We start from the raw sequence: 18,364 nt of genomic DNA, 5'->3' as shown, positions 1-18,364 counted from the left end.
CGTCACATGGCTTAGATGCCTTGCGGGGTTTCTTCGCCGCCCAGTGCTTCGATCAATGCCGGCAGGAACTCGCCGAACGTCAGCATCATCAGGGTAAAGCTCGCGTCCAGTTGGCCCAGCGCTTCTTCACCGCCGTCCTGTTCCGCCTGGTCTTGCAGCAGGTCTTCGAACTTCAGGCGCTTGACGGTCATTTTGTCGTCGAGCATGAAGGACAGCTTGTCCTGCCAGGCCAGCGACAATTGCGTCACGACTTTGCCGGTGGTCAGGTGCAGCTGGATTTCTTCGCCGGTCAGGTCCTGGCGTTTGCAGCGCACGATGCCGCCATCTTCGTGGGTGTCGCGCAGTTCGCACTCGTCGAGGACGAAAAAGTCATCGGCGGGTTTCTGGGTGGTGACCCAGTCGGTCATGATTGCGGTAGGTGCGGTTTTCACCGTGAGTGGGCGTACCGGCAGGGTGCCGATCACTTCACGCAGCGTCGACAGCAGGTCTTCGGCGCGCTTTGGGCTTGCCGAGTTGACCAGGATCAAGCCTTGTTTCGGCGCAATGGCGGCGAAGGTCGAGGAACGACGAATAAACGCGCGCGGCAGGAAGGCCTGGATGATTTCATCCTTGATCTGGTCACGCTCCTTCTTATAGACCTTGCGCATTTGCTCGGCCTCGATCTCTTCGATTTTCTCTTTCAGTGCGTCTCGCACCACGCTGCCCGGCAGAATGCGTTCTTCCTTGCGCGCGGCGATCAGCAGGAAGTCACCGCTGACGTGAACCAGGGGAGCGTCTTCACCTTTACCAAAAGGCGCGACAAAACCGTAAGTGGTCAACTCCTGGCTGGCACAAGGGCGCGCCAGTTTGGTGGCCATTGCCGCTTCCAACGCCTCGGCATCAACAGGCAGATCTTGGGTCAGGCGATAGATAAGCAGGTTCTTGAACCACATGGGGTGAGTCTCTCCTTTATACAAAGGGGGGCATTATTCTCTTGATAACGCCTGAGGCCAACCCTGCCTAAGCCATTGGAAGGGCTGAAAAAAAAGATTTAAGAAAGTGCTTGCCAGAGCTTGGGTCGCTCCGTAGAATGCGCGCCACACCGAAACGAAGGGTGATTAGCTCAGCTGGGAGAGCATCTGCCTTACAAGCAGAGGGTCGGCGGTTCGATCCCGTCATCACCCACCATTCGCTTCATGTGTTACGCGCAGCGGTAGTTCAGTCGGTTAGAATACCGGCCTGTCACGCCGGGGGTCGCGGGTTCGAGTCCCGTCCGCTGCGCCATATTCGGTCACCTGGAACGCTGAACGCCAGGTGACCACAGAAAGCCCGCTTAACCGCGGGCTTTTTTTTGTCCGAAATACGGCAAAAACTCGTGTTTTAATTTTTTTTGAATAAATTTCATTTAAATCAAGACATTACGATTTTTTGGTGTATGATGCGCCCACACCGAAACGAAGGGTGATTAGCTCAGCTGGGAGAGCATCTGCCTTACAAGCAGAGGGTCGGCGGTTCGATCCCGTCATCACCCACCATTCGCTTCATGTGTTACGCGCAGCGGTAGTTCAGTCGGTTAGAATACCGGCCTGTCACGCCGGGGGTCGCGGGTTCGAGTCCCGTCCGCTGCGCCATATTTGGTCACCTGGAACACTGAACGCCAGGTAACCTGAAAAAGCCCGCTCATTGAGCGGGCTTTTTTTCGTCTGCGATTTATCGATTGGGTTTTTTCCTGCGCGGCTGGCGCGTCGCAAGGTGTTCGAAGCAAAAGGACGCGGTGCCGAACACAGCGATAATGGTCAGTACGATCATGCCCAGGGTTGAGCTTTCCACGGTGGCTGCCTATACGGGTGATGGGGTAGGCCATCACCGTAGAGCCAGGCCCAGCGCGGCTCAATAGGCCCTACGCAATCCTTACTGCGCCGAGCCAATGCTTACGCACTCTTTACGGCGTATTGCGGCTGTGGCGGTAATCGCTGATGGCTTCATACACGGCTTTACGCAACCGGTTGATGCCGCCGATGGGGCGGTGTTCTTCGACCCCGAACCAGGGGTTGAACGACTGGTTGTCGCACGCGAGGTTCAAGGCCGGTGTGTCGAAGTCCTGCGCAGGGATTTTCACCGTGGCCACGGTTTCATACGGCGCGTCGCTCTCTTTCCACTCGATGCTGGTGTCTTCGATCGGCATGAATTTCTGTGGGTTCTGCCGCTGTATCTGCAGCACGAAACACGCCGGCACGCGGTCCGTCGACAGTTGCTGATTCAAAGCGCTGCGCAGAAAATTCGGCAAGTCCCGGTTCTGTTTGGGCAGTTGGTATTGCGGGCAGCTTTGCGGGTCAGGCGCGACGCGGAACTTGGCGTTGGCTGCGCCGAACTTGTACGGCGAAACCGAAAAGTAAGTGGCCTGCGTCGGGCTGGCTGGCGCCGGTGCCAGGGTCGCCAGGGCGATAAACAAGTGGCGCACCTGCCAACTGCGCGGGTCGGCCCTGGGGAAGAACGCCAGCACTTTACTGCCGTCGGCTTGAGCGCCGATGTTCTGCGCATACTCCGCCACATCGCTGACAAAAAAGTTCGCGTGACTGAACATCACGAAGTCCTGTTCCGTGCGCGTTTGCTGGTCGGCCATCAATTGTTTGCCGGGTACATCGAGCAGCTTCAGCGCCATGCCGCGCGCATCGCGGATGCTGTCGAATTGCGGGTAGGCGTTACCGTTGGACAGGCGTATCAACGCTTGCCAGGTCTTGCCAGGCTCGGCGAATACACCCTGGCGCAGCGCCGGGTCGAGGTTCGTCAGCACGCTGACTTCGGCCTTCACACAGCCATGTGCTTTGGCGTGGGCATCACGCAAATAGCGCGTGCCTTCGCGGTGCTGGTCGACGATACGCACCGCCGTTTGGATGATGCCCTGGGTCATGGCGGCTTCACCCGGCGGGACCTGCTCGTTGGCCGACACCGGGCCGCTGTGCTGCCAGGCAAACCAGGCCGTGGCGAGCAGCCAACCAAGCAACCCCAGGCCCACCAGCCACAGCAAGGTCTTGCCGAGAAACGCGCCGAGGCGCAGCCACAGACGAGCGAGCATTGAACCGTCCTTGTGTTGAGATCGGATAATCATGGCAACTGTTGCTCCAGCGGGCCGCCCAGCACTTTGAGGTATTCCAGCAACGCCCAGCGTTCCTGCGGCAGCAAGCCACGGCCGATCACGCCATTGCCACGCGGGCCGCACGAAATTCGTGGCCGCTGTTGTGGTTGCCGGTCAGGGTGGTGTCGAACAGGAACGCATTTTTGAACGCCTTGGTCTGGAAGCCCAAGTGCTGCGGGTCGTAGTCGAAGGTGCCTTTATAGAAGGTGACGCTGCGTTCGTCCTGGGGCGAGAGCAGTTGATAAATCGTCGGCACCGAGCCGTTGTGCAGGAACGGTGGGGTGGCCCACACGCCCGCCAGTGGTCGCGCCTTGTACGCGCGCAATTCGCGCACGCCAATGGGCAGGCCGTAGCCGTTCAGGCGCGGGCGTTCGGCCGGGGTTACACCGGCGGCGCGGTAAGCGTGGTCTTCGACGAAGGCGGTGACGTAGGCCAGACCCTGCGCCACCGAGAGTGCGCGCAGGTCCAGCGGTGCGGTCGGTGCCGGGTGCAGGTTGACGTTCAGCTCGGCCAATTGCGCCGGGTCCCATTGCAGGGCGCTGAGGTCATAGCGCTGATCGGCAATGTTGTTGGCGGCGCTGGGGTCGGTGCCGATGTACGCCACGGGCAGCATCTTCAGTTGCTGCACCGGGCGACCGTTGACCTGGCTGACGGGCGGCACATGGCAACCGGCGCAGTGCTCGGCAAACAGCGCGCGGCCTTGTGCGGCAAGGGGCTTGTCGACGGCGCCGAACAAGTCTTGCGGCCACGTGGGCGGCTTCAGGCGTTGCAGGGTTTCTTCGATCAGGTTGAGGTCGCGTACGCGCACGCTGGACGGGTAGCGTGCGTCGCCCTGAAGCGGCTGACCGGCGCTGTCGAAGAAGTCCAGTGTGGCGCCGACGCCGAGCGCTTCACCGATATTGCGGGCCATGGGTTGTTCGGCCGAGCCGTTCCATTGCACCCAGTCGAAGGTCCAGATGTCCCACAGTTGCGGGTAGTCCACTGGCGCATTGGCCACGCGATAATTTTCAGGCGAAATGGCGTCACCAAAGCTGGCGTTGGCGATGCGGCCAAACGCATCGGTGCGGCCCGGGCCTTCTTCGGTGGGGTAGAGGCCGCGGTGAGTGTCGTTCCAGGCGACTTTGAGGAACATGTTCAGTGACTGTTTGAAGTCCTCGCGCAACTGGCTGTGCTCAGCCTCGTAACGATCACCCAGCACCTTGCGGGCAAACCGTTCGAACTTCCATGGGCTGTAATAAGTACTGAACAGGCTGGCCACCAGGGCCTGGCCGAAGCTGCCGCCGCGCAACGTGGGCACGCTAGAGGGCAATACGTGCTGGGCCGAGCCGCCGTCGATGCGCAAGGCCTGGCCGTTGAGATGCAGCTCGCCGGTGTGGCAGGCGGCGCAGGTGATGTCCAGGTATTCAACCTTGCTGCCGGCATTAGCGTGGCGGGCGAAACCCACCGGCAGGTTGCCGGGGTTTTGCGCGGTGGGCGTTTGTTTGGGGTCGACCAGGAACCCGAAGCGTGCCAAGTACTCGGGCGCGGCAAAACGTTGTTGCGAAAACGGCAGTTCCAGGGCGGTGAACCAGTCGTAATGCAGGCCCTTGACCTGGGTGCCCTGGGGCGTGAAATAGTAGGTCTGGCGATCAGCCGCACTCCATTGGTCCTGGTAGTGCACCTGCTCTACAGGCAGGTAGTCCGGCAGTTTGGGGTTGACGATGTAGTAGAGCACCACGGCTACTGCCAGGCCCAGTGCGGCGAATATCAGGATCAAGATACGGGAAAAAATGCGCAAGATAACTATCCTTGTGTAGGCCTTGTGTAGGCCTTGTGCTGGCCTTGCCTTGGGCGTGTCGAGGCGTAGCGTTGTTATGCCACTGCGCCGCGAGTGCGGCAAGTGGCCATTAGTTCGGTTGCAAGTGGCCTCGCGATCCGTCGCGCAGGGCCGTGAACAATGAAAATGCTTTTAAACACGTGAACTTATCAGAAGTTTCCTGCTCAGATGCCGGTAGCCATTGGTCGTGGCCGCCTGATAAGCTCGCGACTTTATTCGAATGCCCTATTGGCGCATGAACAAGGAAATAGCATGAAACAGCATCGGTTGGCGGCGGCGGTGGCCCTGGTTAGCCTGGTACTTGCGGGTTGTGATTCGCAGACCAGCGTAGAGCTGAAAACCCCGGCGCAGAAAGCTTCCTACGGAATCGGCCTGAACATGGGCAAAAGCCTTGCTCAGGAAGGTATGGATGACCTGGACTCCAAAGCGGTAGCCCAAGGTATCGAAGATGCCGTCGGCAAGAAAGAACAGAAGCTGAAAGACGACGAACTGGTTGAAGCGTTTGCCGCACTGCAGAAACGTGCTGAAGAACGCATGACCAAAATGAGTGAAGAGTCGGCAACCGCCGGCAAAAAATTCCTCGAAGACAACGCCAAGAAAGACGGCGTAGTCACCACTGCTTCCGGTCTGCAGTACAAGATCGTGAAGAAGGCCGACGGCGCTCAGCCCAAGCCGACCGACGTGGTGACGGTTCACTACACCGGCAAACTCACCAACGGCACCACCTTTGACAGCTCCGTGGATCGCGGTAGCCCGATTGACCTGCCGGTCAGCGGCGTGATTCCGGGTTGGGTTGAAGGCCTGCAACTGATGCACGTTGGCGAGAAGGTCGAGTTGTACATCCCGTCCGACCTGGCTTACGGCGCACAGAGCCCGAGCCCGGCTATTCCAGCCAACTCGGTGCTGGTGTTCGACCTGGAACTGCTCGGCATCAAGGACCCGGCCAAGGCTGAAGCCCCTGACGCACCTGCTGCTCCAGCCGCCAAGCAGTAATCGGCGACTGAACCTGCAACGCCCCGTTTCGACGGGGCGTTGTTGTTTCTGGCGTCTGCATAATCCATCTGTCGATGGTTTACTCGCTAAAACGTTTCAGCCACCGCACTAAAGCCCCGGCAAATCCAAACGAACGTCCGTATTCTGAAACAGTCTGATATAAGACCTGAGCATGGCTAGCCGCACAGCGGTGCCAAGTCAATGATTTCTTGGGTTTTTTTGATGTGCACAAAAAACGCCCGATCTGACTGCAAGCCTTGTAACCCGTGGCTTTCAGACAATAAAACAGGCTCTGTTCACAAGGTTATCCACAATTTGTGTGGATAACCTTTTCTGTCGCCTGGAACTGGAGTGACGAATGAAACCACCCTTCAATTTCACCCGTTTCTTGCCGATGGCCGCCCGCTTGCTTGGCCGTGGGCGTCTGCCGACGTTGCTGTTTGCCGTCGCCGCCAAAGGCTCGAGCCAAGGCAATCGCTTGGGCAAGCTCAAGGATGACCTCAAGTTGCTTCAATCCCTGTGCCTGGCCTACTGGCGTGGCGAATACCGCGCGATCAGCCCCAAGGCGTTGCTCTCGGTGGTGGCGGGGCTGATGTACTTCCTCAGCCCGATTGACGCGATTCCGGATTTTATCCCGGTGTTCGGCATGCTCGATGACATTGCCGTGCTGGCGTGGGTCATGAAGACCCTGGAAGGTGAGCTGAGCGCGTTTCGTGCCTGGCGCGACGCCCAGCGCCCGGAAAGGCTCGCCGTGGTTGAGCGCCTTCCTGCGACGCCTGCGCTGCTGGAGCAGGAAAACCCGCAAAAAAAAGCCTGACGAGGCTATCGTCCTGCGACCTTTATGCCGGTTAGGATTACACTCCTAAGGAAAGGGCTTACTTAGTGAGTGGTGTAATCCTACGGGGCATTCATGGATATTCAGATAATTTCACGCGATGGCGAACCCGAGTACGCGGTGTTGCCATGGGATCAGTACCAGGCGCTACTAAAAGCTGCCGGTCAGCAACAACCTGCATCAAAGCCATCCACCACTGCCCAGGGCACTCCCGATCAGGTTTTGCGCCCGCTCGCAGACCTGCGCGGCCTGCGTGAAGCCAAGGGCCTGGCTATAGAAACACTGGCCCGCACCGTGGGTATCAGCCCTTCGTATCTGGGTTTGATTGAAAGTGGTGAACGCCAGCCGGATGCCGCCATTCGCCGCAGCCTGGCATGGGAATTGGGCGTTGCAGGTTGGAGGGATGAATCTTGAGCCTACGTATCAGCCGTCAACACTGGGATGGGTTGCTCAACGAACTGGATCAGGCGCGTCGCCAGCGCCATTTGCTGACCTACCGCGCGCTGCTGGAGCGTCTGCAATTTCCTACGCCGGCGATGCAAACCCTCGCTGCCGCGCTTGAACACCTGGCCGCGCTGGACGCCAAAGCCGAGCAGCCGCTGCGCAGCTCGCTGGTCATCAGCCAAGGCGCGAGCCGCCTGCCGCGCACCGGTTTCTTTGAATGTGTGGAGCGGCTGGGACGTTTCAGCGGGCCGTCCGATGGCGTGGCCGCAGCGTCCTGGCACGCCTCAGAGGTGGTACGGGTGTTCGAATACGAATACCCGGAGTCGGCCGAGGCCTAAAGCGTCTGCGGCAGCATGGCCAAGCTGTCGATCACGTGGATGCTGTAGCCAGCCACGTTCTTGGCATGGTGCTTGGCCTGCGATGCCAGCTCTGCTAACTGGCTGGCATCGAGTTGTCCACAGGCCTGTGGATATAAATGCACCACGCCGATCGACAGTGACAGCAACGCGAATTCCTGACGCACGCCCTGGCGGTTCAACGCGACAAAGCAGCCGGCGTCGAGGTGTTCAGCGCGGTAAAAGCGCCGGCATTGGGTGTGAAAGTCATCCAGCAGTTGGTTGAGCCGTTTGCGCCAATCCTGCGGGCCGAGCACCAGCAAAAAATCATCGCCACCGATATGCCCGACAAAGTCACGGCTGGGGTCGACCCGATCGTTAAGGCACTGTGCGAGGCACAGCAACACTTCATCCCCGCGCCCGTAGCCGTATATATCGTTAAACGGTTTGAAACTGTCTATATCCACGTAGCAGATCACCGACTCGCGTTGTTGCTGCAGCAGGCGCGTCAGGCATTGCTGAATCGGCACGTTGCCCGGAAGCAAGGTCAGCGGGTTGGCGTAACGCGCCTGCTGGATCTTCAGTTCGGTGATCAGCTTGAGCACGTCAATTACCCGGCCCAAGCCCAGGTAGTCACCGTTGAGCGTGATGATGAAGTCCTCTTCAATCCGTTGCCGCGCGCGGCTGGTCAACAGGCGGCTGACTTGTTGCAGGGATTGGCTCAACTCCACCGCCAGAAAATCAGCACTCATCAGGCGGCTGATGGGTTTGCGCGCGAACAGGTCGGTGCCGAACGGTTTGAGCAGCACATCCGATAACGAATGTCGGTGCACAATGCCGATCGGGTGGCCGCGTTTATCCAGGACTGCCAGCGAATTCAGGTTGGCTTGGCGCCGGAACGCTTCGAGCACTTGGGCGGTGGCGGTGTCCTGATCGACGGCCGGTTGTTCGTTGAGCAGCGCGCTGAGGTCAGTACCCTCGTCACTGAGCGCGAGGTTGGCGGTGTCGGGCTTGGGCAGCATCTGGCGCGCTTCCTGCGGCGGATGTTCCTGCGGACGACACAGCAAGTAACCCTGAACCAGGTCGACGCCCATCTCCGTCAAGACCGCCAATTCTTCGGGCAGCTCGATGCCTTCGGCAATCACTTGAGCGCGCGACGCCCGGGCAATCTGCAGGATGGAACCGACAAATTCGCGCTTGAGCGCATCCTGATGGATGCCGTCGATAAAATGCCGATCAATTTTCACGTAATCCGGGCGCAGCTCCGACCATAAACGCAGGCTGGAATAGCCGGCGCCCAAGTCATCCAGGGCAATCGCGAAGCCCATGTCGCGGTAATGATGCAAAGCGGTTTGCAGTAAGTCGAAATCGTCGGTGGGTGTTTGCTCGGTGAGTTCGATCACCACTTGGCTGGGCGCAATACCGAAGTCGCGCAGCAGTTGCAGGGTGCGCCCCGGTTGGTGCGCCGTCTCCATCAGTGACTCCGGCGAGATATTCAGGAACAGCTTGCCGGGTAATTTCTGTGCGCTGAAACGTCGACAGGCACTTTCGCGGCAGGCCATTTCCAGTTCGCTCAGGCGCCCGGCATGGCTGGCCACCGAGAACAACGCGACGGGGGAGTGCAGCGGGCTGTTGGACGGGCCACGGCTGAGGGCTTCGTAGCCGAGGATACTGCGGTCAGAAAGGCAGATGATCGGTTGGAACAGGCTGTACAAACTGCCTTGAGCCAAGATAGAGCCCAATGCATTCAGCTGTTCGGTCATGGTCATGGCGATCTCGATCGAAAAAAAAGGATCGCAGGCCTCAAGCCTGCGATCCTTTATTTCACGACAGAATGATGTCTATATGATGACACTCCGAGGAGCGATCACATTAAATCGCCATCATTTACTGCTTGGCCACCTGTTTACTGATTTTCAGGTAGTCCAGCAGTATCCGGCCAGTCTCGGCCAGGTAGGCGTCGTCTTCCGGCTTGGTTTTTTCCGCCTCGGTCGGCAGCGCATCTTCATCTTCTTTCTTCAGCTCTTTGAGCGGGTCTTCACCCTTGGCCTTGCGGCGGGTGTTTTCCAGCACCAGTTGCTGATTCTCGATGTCGGTGTGCTGTGCACGACGGTCCGCTTCGTTGAGGCTGACGGTTTTTTCTTCCATCAGCTTCTTGGCCAAGGCCAGTTTGTCGCGGATGAACACGAACTCGGCGTCCTTGGCGGAACGTGCGTCGTGGTCAGCTTTCAACTGCGTGATGAACGGCTTGAACGGGTCCGACGCCGGTTTGATCGCAGGGCGGATGGTGTCCCACGGCATGGCTTCGGGCAGGGCGCTTTCGCCGATTTCCTTGGTGTCGATGATCGACGGGAAGTCAACGTCCGGCAGCACGCCTTGATGCTGGGTGCTCTGCCCGGACACCCGGTAGAACTTGGCCAGCGTCAGTTTGAGCTCGCCATGGTTCAGCGGCTGAATGGTCTGCACGGTGCCTTTGCCGAAGGTCTGCCCGCCAATGATCAGCGCGCGGTGGTAGTCCTGCATGGCGCCGGCAAAAATCTCCGAGGCGGAGGCCGAAAGACGGTTGACCAACAACGCCATCGGGCCTTTGTAGAAGGCACCCGGGTTCTCGTCTTCGAGCACGTCGACACGGCCGTCAGCGTTGCGTACCAACACGGTCGGGCCTTTGTCGATAAACAGGCTGGTCAGCTCGGTGGCTTCCTGCAGGGAACCGCCGCCGTTGTTGCGCAGGTCGATGACCACGCCGTCGACTTTTTCCTTCTGCAGCTCAGTCAGGATTTTTTTAACGTCGCGGGTGGTGCTCTTGTAGTCCGGGTCGCCGGCACGGAATGCCTTGAAGTCCAGGTAGAACGCGGGAATTTCAATCACGCCCAGCTTGTAGTCCTTGCCATCCTGCTTGAGGTTGAGGACTTTCTTCTGCACGGCCTGGTCTTCGAGCTTCACCGCTTCACGGGTGATCGACACGATTTTGCTGGTCTGGTCGTTCGGTGCATTGGTGTGCGGAATCACTTCCAGGCGCACCACGCTGCCTTTCGGCCCACGGATCAGCTTGACCACTTCGTCGAGGCGCCAGCCGACCACATCGACCATCTCTTTGTCGGCCTGGGCCACGCCGATGATCTTGTCAGCCGGGGCAACCTGCTTGGTCTTGTCCGCCGGACCTGCCGGCACCAGACGCACGATTTTGACCTGGTCATTGTCGCTTTGCAGGACGGCACCGATGCCTTCCAGCGACAGACTCATGTTGATATCAAAATTTTCCGCGTTATCTGGCGACAGATAATTGGTGTGCGGGTCGTAGGACATCGCGAAGGTGTTGATGTACGCCTGGAAGATGTCTTCGGCACGGGTCTGGTCCAGACGTGCCAACTGATTCTTGTAGCGCTTGGTCAACAGCTCTTGAATCGCCTTGGGCTCTTTGCCGGCGATCTTCAATCGCAGCACTTCGTCCTTGACGCGTTTGCGCCACAGGTCATCAAGCGCGGCGGTGCTGGTCAGCCAAGGCGCGTCCTTGCGATCCACCAGAAGGGTTTCTTTCTGGGTGAAGTCGAGTTTGTCGACGCCTTTGTTCAGCTCAACCAAGGCGAAATCCAGACGCGCTTTCACGCGGTCCAGGTAGCGCTTGTAGATAGTGAAGGCGGGCTGCAGGTCGCCGCTTTTGAGGAAGTCGTCGAACTGGGTCCTCCACTTGTCGAACTCAGCGATGTCGCTGGCCAGAAAGTAGCTGCGCGACGGGTCCAGCAGCTTGAGGTAGCTGTCATAGATGATCACCGAGCGAGCGTCGTCCAGCGGCGGCTTGCTGTAGTGATGGCGCTTGAGCAACTCGACGACGTTAAGGCTCGCAATCACCTCATCGCGATCAGGCTGAAGGTTATCCCAGCTGTTGGCTGCGAACGTATTGGTCGACATCGACGCGAAGCCGAGACCAATGAAAAGAGCGAGGGCGGTACTGGGGAATAGATGCTTCATGCTGATTCGACGCGGGGGCAATTGATAACGCATATTAGGCCGTCTTTGAAGTCGCCGGTTCCATATGGGCCGGTCGCATAATGCAAAAAGCCCGATGCTACAGCGACGGGCTCAGTCCAGAGTCACTATGGAGGCACTGTGAAAGCATTGCAAGGCGTGGAAGGTCATGTGGCGTGGTTAGAAGCGCCCAGTCCTACCTGCGATGTAGGCCAAGTTCGCATTCATGTGGCGGCAGCGGGCCTTTGGCGTGTGGGAGGGGGCTTGCTCCCGATGGCAGAGTGTCGGATGAAATAGTCTTCACAGATCACCGCCATCGAGAGCAAGCCCCCTCCACATTTGCTTGGGTTTGCAGTTCAAAAGTGAGCTGTCAGGTCCACTGATGGATTGGCCAGCCGGCCTTCTCGGCGTGTTCGCGCAGCACCGGGTCCGGGTTCACTGCCTGCGGGTGATCGACCTTCAGCAGCAGCGGCAAATCATTGCGCGAGTCCGAGTAGAAGTACGCGCCGTCCAGCGTTTCGCCGGTTTGCTCCAACCATGCCAGCAACCGCGTTATCTTGCCTTCACGGTAACTCAGTACGCCCACGGTACGGCCGCTGTATACGCCATGGCTGACGTCCAGATCAATGCCCAGCACTTCATCAATACCGATGCGCGCCGCAATGGGTTTGACCAAGTGCGTGCCCGAAGCGGAAATCACCAAAACCCGGTCGCCATTGGCGCGGTGGCGGGCGATGGTCTTGGTGGCTTCGCTGTAGATCAGCGGCTCGATGATGTCCTCAACCCATGGCTCCACAAGGTGATCGATTTCTTCCGCCGTGCGGCCGATCATCGGCTCCAGGCTGAAGTCCATGAAATCTTCCATCAACAGCTTGCCTTGGCTGTAGGCGTCCATCAGCTCAACGTTCTTGCGCATGAACGACTCAGGGTCGACCCAGCCCAGGCGGCCCATTTGCTCGCTCCACAGGGTGGCGCAGTCGCCGTGGATCAGGGTGTCGTCCAGATCAAAAATTACCAATGCCATCCGTCATGCTCTCTCAATAAATCTTGCGTCAGGCTACTTCACACAACGCACTGGGGTCGATAGAAAGTGCCAGGCGCTGACCATCGGGGTGCAAATCGGCGGCCGAGCGGTTGAGCACATCGACCACCAGCTCTACGCCGCGTGCTTCGACGCGATAACGAATGACGTTACCCAACAGGCTATGGCTGCGCACCAATGCGTCGAGTTCGCCGCTGCGGCTCAATTCGATGGCTTCCGGGCGAATTGCGATGCGCCCGCTGATCGGCCGTTGCAGCAACCGGCTGGCCTTGGCGGCATCGAGCAGGTTGTAGTTGCCGATAAACCCGGCGGCGAATACGTCCACTGGCGCGGTGTAGAGGGTCTCGGCATCGCCGCTCTGCACGATCTTGCCCTGGTTCATCAGGAAGATTCGGTCCGACATGGTCAGCGCTTCCTCCTGGTCGTGGGTCACAAAAATCGTGGTCAGCCCCAGCTCGCGCTGGATCTGGCGGATTTGTTCGCGCAGGTGTTTGCGAATGCGTGCGTCCAGCGCCGACAGCGGCTCATCCAGCAGCAGCAGGCGCGGGCGCGTCACCAGGGAACGTGCGAGCGCCACGCGCTGGCATTGGCCGCCGGACAACTGGTGTGGGTAGCGGCTCGCGAATTCTTTGAGTTCCACCAGTTGCAGCACTTCCTGCACACGTGTGTGGCTGTCGTCGGCATTGACCTTTTGCATACGCAGGCCAAACGCGACGTTCTGCTCCACGGTCATGTTGGGAAACAGCGCATAGCTTTGGAAGACCATGCCGATGTGGCGTTTTTGCGGGCTCAGCGGGACGATGTCCTGGCCCTCCAGCAGAATTTTGCCGCTGTCTACCGGCGTCAGCCCGGCGATGCAACGCAGCAAGGTCGACTTGCCGCAACCGGATGGGCCGAGCAGGGTGACGAATTCGCCTTTGGCGACCTCGCAGTTGATGTCACTGAACACCGGTGTGCCGGTGTAGCCTTTTTGCAGGTGTTGGACGCTGACGAAGCTCATTGGCTTTTATCCTTGTTCAAGATGTTGGCGGCCCAGGTCAGCACCAGCACAAAGAAGAAATAGGAAATCACGATGGCGCTGGTGAAGTGGCCGCTGGTGTTGCGCATATTGTTCAAGTACACCTGCAGGGTTTCGTAGCGGGTGCCCACGAGGATGTTGGCGAACACGAACTCACCGAACAAAAACGAGAACGACAACAGCAGCGCGACCATCAAGCCTTTGCGCAGGTTCGGCAGCACCACCAGGATCGCCGCCTGCCAGGTGCTGGCGCCGAGCAGTTGCGAGGCGTCCATCAGGTCGCGCAGGTTGATCGCTTGCAGGTTGTTGGTGATCGCGCGGTACATGAACGGCAGCGCCACAGTGAAGTAGCAGCCGATCAGAATCCACGGCGTGCCGACCATCGCCAGCGGCCCGGAGCCATAGAGTTGCAGCAAGCCCACCGACGACACCACCGGCGGTATGGCGAAGGGCAGCAAGATGAGGATGTTCATCAGCGCATCGAGCTTGGGGAAGTGGTAATGCACCACGAACAGCAGCGGCAGAATCAGCACCACCGACAGCGCCAGCGCGCCTACGCACACCAGCAGTGACTGACCGAAGGCCATCAAAAAGCGTGGGTCACTCCACAGTTGCACATACCATTTCAGGGTAAAACCGGCCGGCAGAATGGTCGCCGACCAACTGCTCGCGATGGAGTAGACAAAGGTGCCCGCCAGCGGCAGAACCAGGATCGCAAACAACACATACACCACTACCCGATGGTAGAGGGCGGCGGGGCTGGCTTCAGCGCGAGACATGGTAGCTCCTCTTGAGCAGCAGTTGATGCACCACGGTGACCACCGTCATCAGCGCCACCAGCACCACGGCCAGGGCACTTGCCATGTTCGGGTCCAGCGAGATGTCGCCGGAGACCATCGCCGCGATGCGAATCGGCAGTACGTTGAAGTTGCCGGTCGTCAGCGCGTACACCGTGGCATAGGCGCCGAGGGCATTGGCCAGCAAGATGACGAAGGTGCCGAGCAGGGCCGGGGTCAGCACCGGCAGGCCGATATGCCGCCAGAACTGCCAGCCATTGGCGCCGAGCAGTGAGGCCGATTCACGCCAGTCTTCACGCAGCGCGTCAAAGGCCGGGTAGAGCAGCAGCACGCCCAGTGGAATCTGAAAGTAGGTGTACAGAATGATCAACCCGGTTTTGGAGTACAGGTTGAAATCCTGAATGATCCCGGCCTGCTTGAGCATGATCGTGATGCTGCCATTGAAGCCCAGCAAAATGATGAACGCGAAGGCCAGGGGCACGCCGGCAAAGTTACTGGTCATGTTGGCGAACGCGGTCACGAAGTTACGCAGCGGCCCATCTACACGGCGCAGCGAATAGCTGCCAAGCACCGAGATGATGATCCCGAACACGCTGGAGTAGAAGCTGATTTCCAGGCTGTACTGGATGGCTTGCAGGTAGAACTTCGAGCTGAAGATTTTAGTGAAGTTGGCGAGGCCCCAGCCGAACTCTTCCGATTCCAGGCTGTTGACCAACACCCACCCCAACGGGGCAATTTCAAACACGATAAAAAACAGCGCAAATGGCACCAGGCACAACAGCGCCAGCCATTTGCTTCGGGTCATTGCGCTCACTTCAACAGCTCCCGGCAGACAGGTTTGTCGTGGGGCACACCGAGCAGTTCGCAGACGGTGCCGCACAGTTCGGTTTGCTTGGGCAGTGCAGTCGGGTCGAAGTTGAACGCCGAGCCCACCACGAACAGCGGCACTTCGCGTTCTTCCGGCAGCAGGCCGTTGTGCGAGCGGTCATTGTTCATGCCATGGTCGGCGGTCACCAGCACCTGGTAGCCGGCATCCAGCCAGCCTTGCAAGTAGTCGGCAAGGATGATGTCGGCCGAGCGTGCGCTGTTGCGGTATTGCGCGGTGTCGAGGCCATGTTTGTGGCCGGCGTCATCAATGTTCATCGGGTGCACCAGCAAAAAGTTCGGCGCGTGTTGGCGGCGCAGGCTTTCGGCGTCGGCGAACAGGTGGGAGTCCGGGTAGTGGTCACTCCAATAGAAATACCCGTGCTGGATCGCCAGCGCCTTGTCGTCGGTATACCGGTCACGCGCGGCGATAAACGGCGTACGGTTGTACAGCTCGCTGATCCAGTGGTAAGCCGCCGCCGCAGTGCCAAGGCCTGCGTCGGTGGCGTAATGAAAGATGCTGCGCTGGTTGGACAGGCGCGAGACATGGTTGTGGACGATGCCGCTGTCGATCGGTGGCACGCCGGTGAGGATGCATTCATACAGCGGGCGGGATAAGGCCGGTAGCTCACATTCCAGTTTGTAAAGCGCTGCGCGTCCTGCGCCGATATAGGCCTGAAGGTGCCCCATTGCATGTCGGGCAACTTCGTAGTTCAGGCCGTCGAGCACCACCAGGATGACGTTGTGCTTCATAGGGGCTGGAGCTCCGCAACGAATGGTTAGCTGGATCAAGTGTGGGAGCAGGTGTTTGCGTGATCAGGCTTATGTGGGAGCGGGCTTTCGCTTACACACACACACAAGCCTGTTCCCACAAAGCCCGCTGCTACACCGACCGGCTTACTGCATATTGATGATGACTTCTTCCTGCCACTTCTGCGGCAGTGCCTTGGAGGTTTTTTCCCAAGCGTCGGCATCCTTGATCGGCATGGCTTTTTTGTACTGCTCGTTCGGCAACAGGTTGGCCTGTACGTCCGCAGGCAAGGTCAGGTGCTCGGCACGAATTGGACGGGCGTTACCGCGCGCAAAGTTGATTTGGCCAGCGTCGCTGAAGCTGTATTCACGCGTCAGTTTGGCGGCGTTCGGGTGCTTGGCGTATTTGTTGATGATGGTGGTGTAGCCGGAAATTACCGAGCCGTCCGATGGGATCAGCACTACATAGTCATCCGGGTTGGCCATTTTGGCTTTGTAGCTCAAGCCGTTGAAGTCCCAGACCACGCCCACTTCGACTTCGCCTTTTTCCATGGTGGCGATGGTCGGGTTGGCCAGTGACAGGCGACCTTGCTTGGCGATTTCGGCAAACATCAGCAGCGCAGGCTGGATGTTTTTCTCGTCGCCACCGCTGGCCAGGGCGGCCGCGAGTACGCCGTTGGCGGCTTGCGCGGCGGTGCCGACGTCACCGATGGAGACCTTGTATTTGCCGGTCTTCAGGTCAGCCCAGCTTTTTGGTGCTTCGGAGCCGTGCAGCAGTTTTTTGTTGACGATGAACGCGATAGTGCCGGTGTAGGCCAGTGCCCAGTTGCCGTCTTTATCTTTCGCCCAATCCGGTACTTGCGCCCAGGTGGTGGGTTTGTACGGCTGAGCCACGCCCTGTTTCACCGCAATCGGGCCGAAGGCTGCGCCGACGTCACCGATATCGGCGCTGGCGTTGTCTTTCTCTGCCGCAAACTTGGCGAGTTCCTGCGCCGAGCTCATGTCGGTGTCGGTGTGCTTGAGGCCGTAGATTTTGGTCAGGTCGTCCCACGTGCCTTTCCAGTTGGCCCAGTCATCGGGCATGCCGATGCTGTTGACGGCGCCTTCCGCTCGCGCGGCGGCTTCGAGCGTTTTTAGATCGGTATCAGCGGCCATGGCGGCGGTGCACATGGCAAGGGTCGAGCCTAACAGTGATGCCAGGAAAAGCTGTTTCATCCGAAGCTCCTTTGGGCGTGTTCAACGCTGCGTTTTTATCGACGTTTGCGGTGGTGTTGGTCTAGGTCAGCAATACCTGAGCCAATCTAGGCGCGATGGATGACAGTTTCATGTCGATGTCGTTTTTCAAACGCCTGTGTCGCTCAGTTCAGACTCAGCGTAGACCATGCTCAAGTGCCCGCCTGCCCTGGACTTGGCCGATGTATTGCAGGGTGTGCGCAGAGTACGCCGCAAGGCAGGGCAGGGGCTGTCATCTGTCGGTCATCTGTACTGCCTAGGCTGGCAGGCAACAGCAAAAGCCTGAATAACGAGTGGTTTACGCACCGGTAAGGTGCTGGTCTAGTCCAGATAGGGAATGTTGATGCGCGATGAGGCAATCAAGGCCGTGACCTCTATTGGCCTGGCGCTGCAAGAGCAGATCGACCACGGTCTGTTGCCGCCTGCGGGTAAATTGCCCGCCGAACGCAAGCTCAGCGAGTTGTTTGGTACCACTCGCATCACCGTGCGGGAAGCCTTGTTACAGCTTGAGGCCCAAGGCCAGATTTATCGCGAAGAGCGCCGTGGCTGGTTTGTCTCGCCGCCCCGGCTGGCCTACAACCTGTTACAGCGCAGCCACTTCCACGCGATGGTCAGCGACCAGGGGCGGGTGGCGTCGACCGAGGTGATCTCGGCGCGGCTGCAGCCGGCGTCGGCGGCGGTGTGTGCATGGTTGCAGTTGCCGGCGTTGTCGAGCGTGATTCAGATTTGCCGCTGTCGGCGGATTGATGGGCGCTTGGTGCTGTATGTGGAGCATTACCTGAACCCGCAGTATTTTCCGGGGATTCTGGCGTGCGACCTGACCCAGTCGATGACCGAGCTTTACGCACGCAAGTACGACTTGCACTACGGCCGTGTGCGTTTCGAGATTGTGCCGACGTCATTGCCGGTGGAAGCCGCCGCCGCCTTGCGCGTGTCGGTGGGCAGCCCGGGCTTGCGCATCGCCCGGGTTAATTATGACCAGCATCAGCGGTTGATCGACTGCGACCTGGAGTTCTGGCGGCATGATGCAATTCATGTCGGGGTGGACGTGGTTTAAGCCCTTGGCAAACGGCCTTGCTATGGCAAGCGGGCTGTTGTGGCGAGCGGGCTTGCTCGCGTTGGGCTGCGAAGCGGCCCCAAAACCAGCCAATGCGTT

15 protein-coding genes, 4 tRNA genes and 2 pseudogenes are annotated in these 18,364 nt (G+C 59.2%); 10 read left to right on the top strand and 11 right to left on the bottom strand.

From position 1 onward, the window contains the following. Nucleotides 1-11: 11 nt before the first annotated feature. On the bottom strand, nt 12-932 hold the full coding sequence (rdgC, locus tag F0169_RS11380) for a recombination-associated protein RdgC (protein WP_152746577.1): 921 nt from the start codon (nt 930-932) through the stop codon (nt 12-14). 159 nt (nt 933-1,091) lie between these two features. Between rdgC and F0169_RS11375 the strand changes: the two genes are divergently transcribed. The 4 genes from F0169_RS11375 to F0169_RS11360 all read left to right on the top strand — a co-directional run bounded on the left by F0169_RS11375 (nt 1,092) and on the right by F0169_RS11360 (nt 1,610). After that, nucleotides 1,092-1,167 (top strand) — tRNA-Val (locus F0169_RS11375). Between the two features lie 19 nt (nt 1,168-1,186). Then, nucleotides 1,187-1,263: transfer RNA gene (locus F0169_RS11370), tRNA-Asp, on the top strand. Between the two features lie 175 nt (nt 1,264-1,438). Next, a tRNA-Val gene (locus tag F0169_RS11365) sits at nt 1,439-1,514 on the top strand. A 19-nt stretch (nt 1,515-1,533) separates the two neighbouring features. Next, nucleotides 1,534-1,610 (top strand) — tRNA-Asp (locus F0169_RS11360). A gap of 311 nt (nt 1,611-1,921) precedes the next feature. Here F0169_RS11360 and F0169_RS11355 read toward each other — a convergent pair. Further along, nucleotides 1,922-3,055, bottom strand: coding sequence for a catalase family protein (locus tag F0169_RS11355; RefSeq protein ID WP_425274291.1), 1,134 nt, complete (start codon nt 3,053-3,055; stop codon nt 1,922-1,924). A gap of 29 nt (nt 3,056-3,084) precedes the next feature. After that, a pseudogene (locus F0169_RS11350) lies at nt 3,085-4,892 on the bottom strand (di-heme-cytochrome C peroxidase). A 291-nt stretch (nt 4,893-5,183) separates the two neighbouring features. On the opposite strand from F0169_RS11350, the gene bamJ reads away from it, so the two are divergent. The 4 genes from bamJ (at nt 5,184) to F0169_RS11330 (ending at nt 7,541) form a co-directional block, all read left to right on the top strand. After that, the gene (gene bamJ / locus F0169_RS11345) at nt 5,184-5,924 is read left to right on the top strand and encodes a BamJ family beta-barrel-assembly machinery protein (RefSeq protein WP_058413536.1); all 741 of its coding nucleotides are present in this window, start codon (nt 5,184-5,186) and stop codon (nt 5,922-5,924) included. A 358-nt stretch (nt 5,925-6,282) separates the two neighbouring features. After that, entirely contained in the window at nt 6,283-6,741 is a 459-nt protein-coding gene (locus F0169_RS11340; protein ID WP_152746575.1) for a YkvA family protein, read from the top strand. A gap of 93 nt (nt 6,742-6,834) precedes the next feature. Next, entirely contained in the window at nt 6,835-7,173 is a 339-nt protein-coding gene (locus F0169_RS11335; protein WP_152746574.1) for a helix-turn-helix domain-containing protein, read from the top strand. Beyond that, a complete protein-coding gene (locus F0169_RS11330) occupies nt 7,170-7,541 on the top strand; it encodes a hypothetical protein (protein ID WP_005786715.1) in 372 nt (123 codons plus the stop codon). Before F0169_RS11335 ends, F0169_RS11330 begins: the two co-directional genes overlap by 4 nt. On the opposite strand, the gene F0169_RS11325 is transcribed toward F0169_RS11330, so the two are convergent. Both F0169_RS11325 and F0169_RS11320 read right to left on the bottom strand, forming a co-directional pair. Next, nucleotides 7,538-9,307, bottom strand: coding sequence for a bifunctional diguanylate cyclase/phosphodiesterase (locus tag F0169_RS11325; protein ID WP_152746573.1), 1,770 nt, complete (start codon nt 9,305-9,307; stop codon nt 7,538-7,540). The two genes, F0169_RS11330 and F0169_RS11325, sit on opposite strands and share 4 nt — an antisense overlap. 118 nt (nt 9,308-9,425) lie before the next feature. After that, the gene (locus F0169_RS11320; RefSeq protein ID WP_172979409.1) at nt 9,426-11,507 is read right to left on the bottom strand and encodes a carboxy terminal-processing peptidase; all 2,082 of its coding nucleotides are present in this window, start codon (nt 11,505-11,507) and stop codon (nt 9,426-9,428) included. Between the two features lie 138 nt (nt 11,508-11,645). Here F0169_RS11320 and F0169_RS11315 point away from each other — a divergent pair. Continuing rightward, nucleotides 11,646-11,756: pseudogene (locus tag F0169_RS11315) on the top strand (NAD(P)H-quinone oxidoreductase); the annotation flags it as partial. A 118-nt stretch (nt 11,757-11,874) separates the two neighbouring features. Here the strand turns inward: F0169_RS11315 and F0169_RS11310 are convergent. The 6 genes from F0169_RS11310 to F0169_RS11285 form a co-directional block, all read right to left on the bottom strand. Next, on the bottom strand, nt 11,875-12,528 hold the full coding sequence (locus F0169_RS11310) for an HAD family hydrolase (RefSeq protein WP_152746571.1): 654 nt from the start codon (nt 12,526-12,528) through the stop codon (nt 11,875-11,877). A gap of 28 nt (nt 12,529-12,556) precedes the next feature. Next, nucleotides 12,557-13,546, bottom strand: coding sequence for an ABC transporter ATP-binding protein (locus F0169_RS11305; protein ID WP_152746570.1), 990 nt, complete (start codon nt 13,544-13,546; stop codon nt 12,557-12,559). Continuing rightward, the gene (locus tag F0169_RS11300; RefSeq protein ID WP_152746569.1) at nt 13,543-14,343 is read right to left on the bottom strand and encodes an ABC transporter permease; all 801 of its coding nucleotides are present in this window, start codon (nt 14,341-14,343) and stop codon (nt 13,543-13,545) included. The genes F0169_RS11305 and F0169_RS11300 overlap by 4 nt, the downstream gene beginning before the upstream one ends. After that, on the bottom strand, nt 14,330-15,166 hold the full coding sequence (locus tag F0169_RS11295; RefSeq protein ID WP_152746568.1) for an ABC transporter permease: 837 nt from the start codon (nt 15,164-15,166) through the stop codon (nt 14,330-14,332). Before F0169_RS11295 ends, F0169_RS11300 begins: the two co-directional genes overlap by 14 nt. A 5-nt stretch (nt 15,167-15,171) precedes the next feature. Then, entirely contained in the window at nt 15,172-15,978 is an 807-nt protein-coding gene (locus F0169_RS11290) for an alkaline phosphatase family protein (protein ID WP_122252219.1), read from the bottom strand. Between the two features lie 144 nt (nt 15,979-16,122). After that, complete coding sequence (locus F0169_RS11285) at nt 16,123-17,190, bottom strand: ABC transporter substrate-binding protein (RefSeq protein WP_122252221.1); 1,068 nt, start codon at nt 17,188-17,190, stop codon at nt 16,123-16,125. Between the two features lie 361 nt (nt 17,191-17,551). Here F0169_RS11285 and F0169_RS11280 point away from each other — a divergent pair, with 361 nt between their 5' ends. Further along, nucleotides 17,552-18,265 carry a UTRA domain-containing protein gene (locus tag F0169_RS11280; RefSeq protein WP_058413566.1) on the top strand — a complete coding sequence of 238 codons (714 nt, stop codon included), beginning with the start codon at nt 17,552-17,554 and terminating at the stop codon, nt 18,263-18,265. Nucleotides 18,266-18,364 lie beyond the last annotated feature (99 nt).

Source organism: Pseudomonas kitaguniensis, from assembly GCF_009296165.1.
GTDB lineage: Bacteria > Pseudomonadota > Gammaproteobacteria > Pseudomonadales > Pseudomonadaceae > Aquipseudomonas > Aquipseudomonas kitaguniensis.
This window is presented reverse-complemented; position numbering and strand designations above follow the sequence as displayed.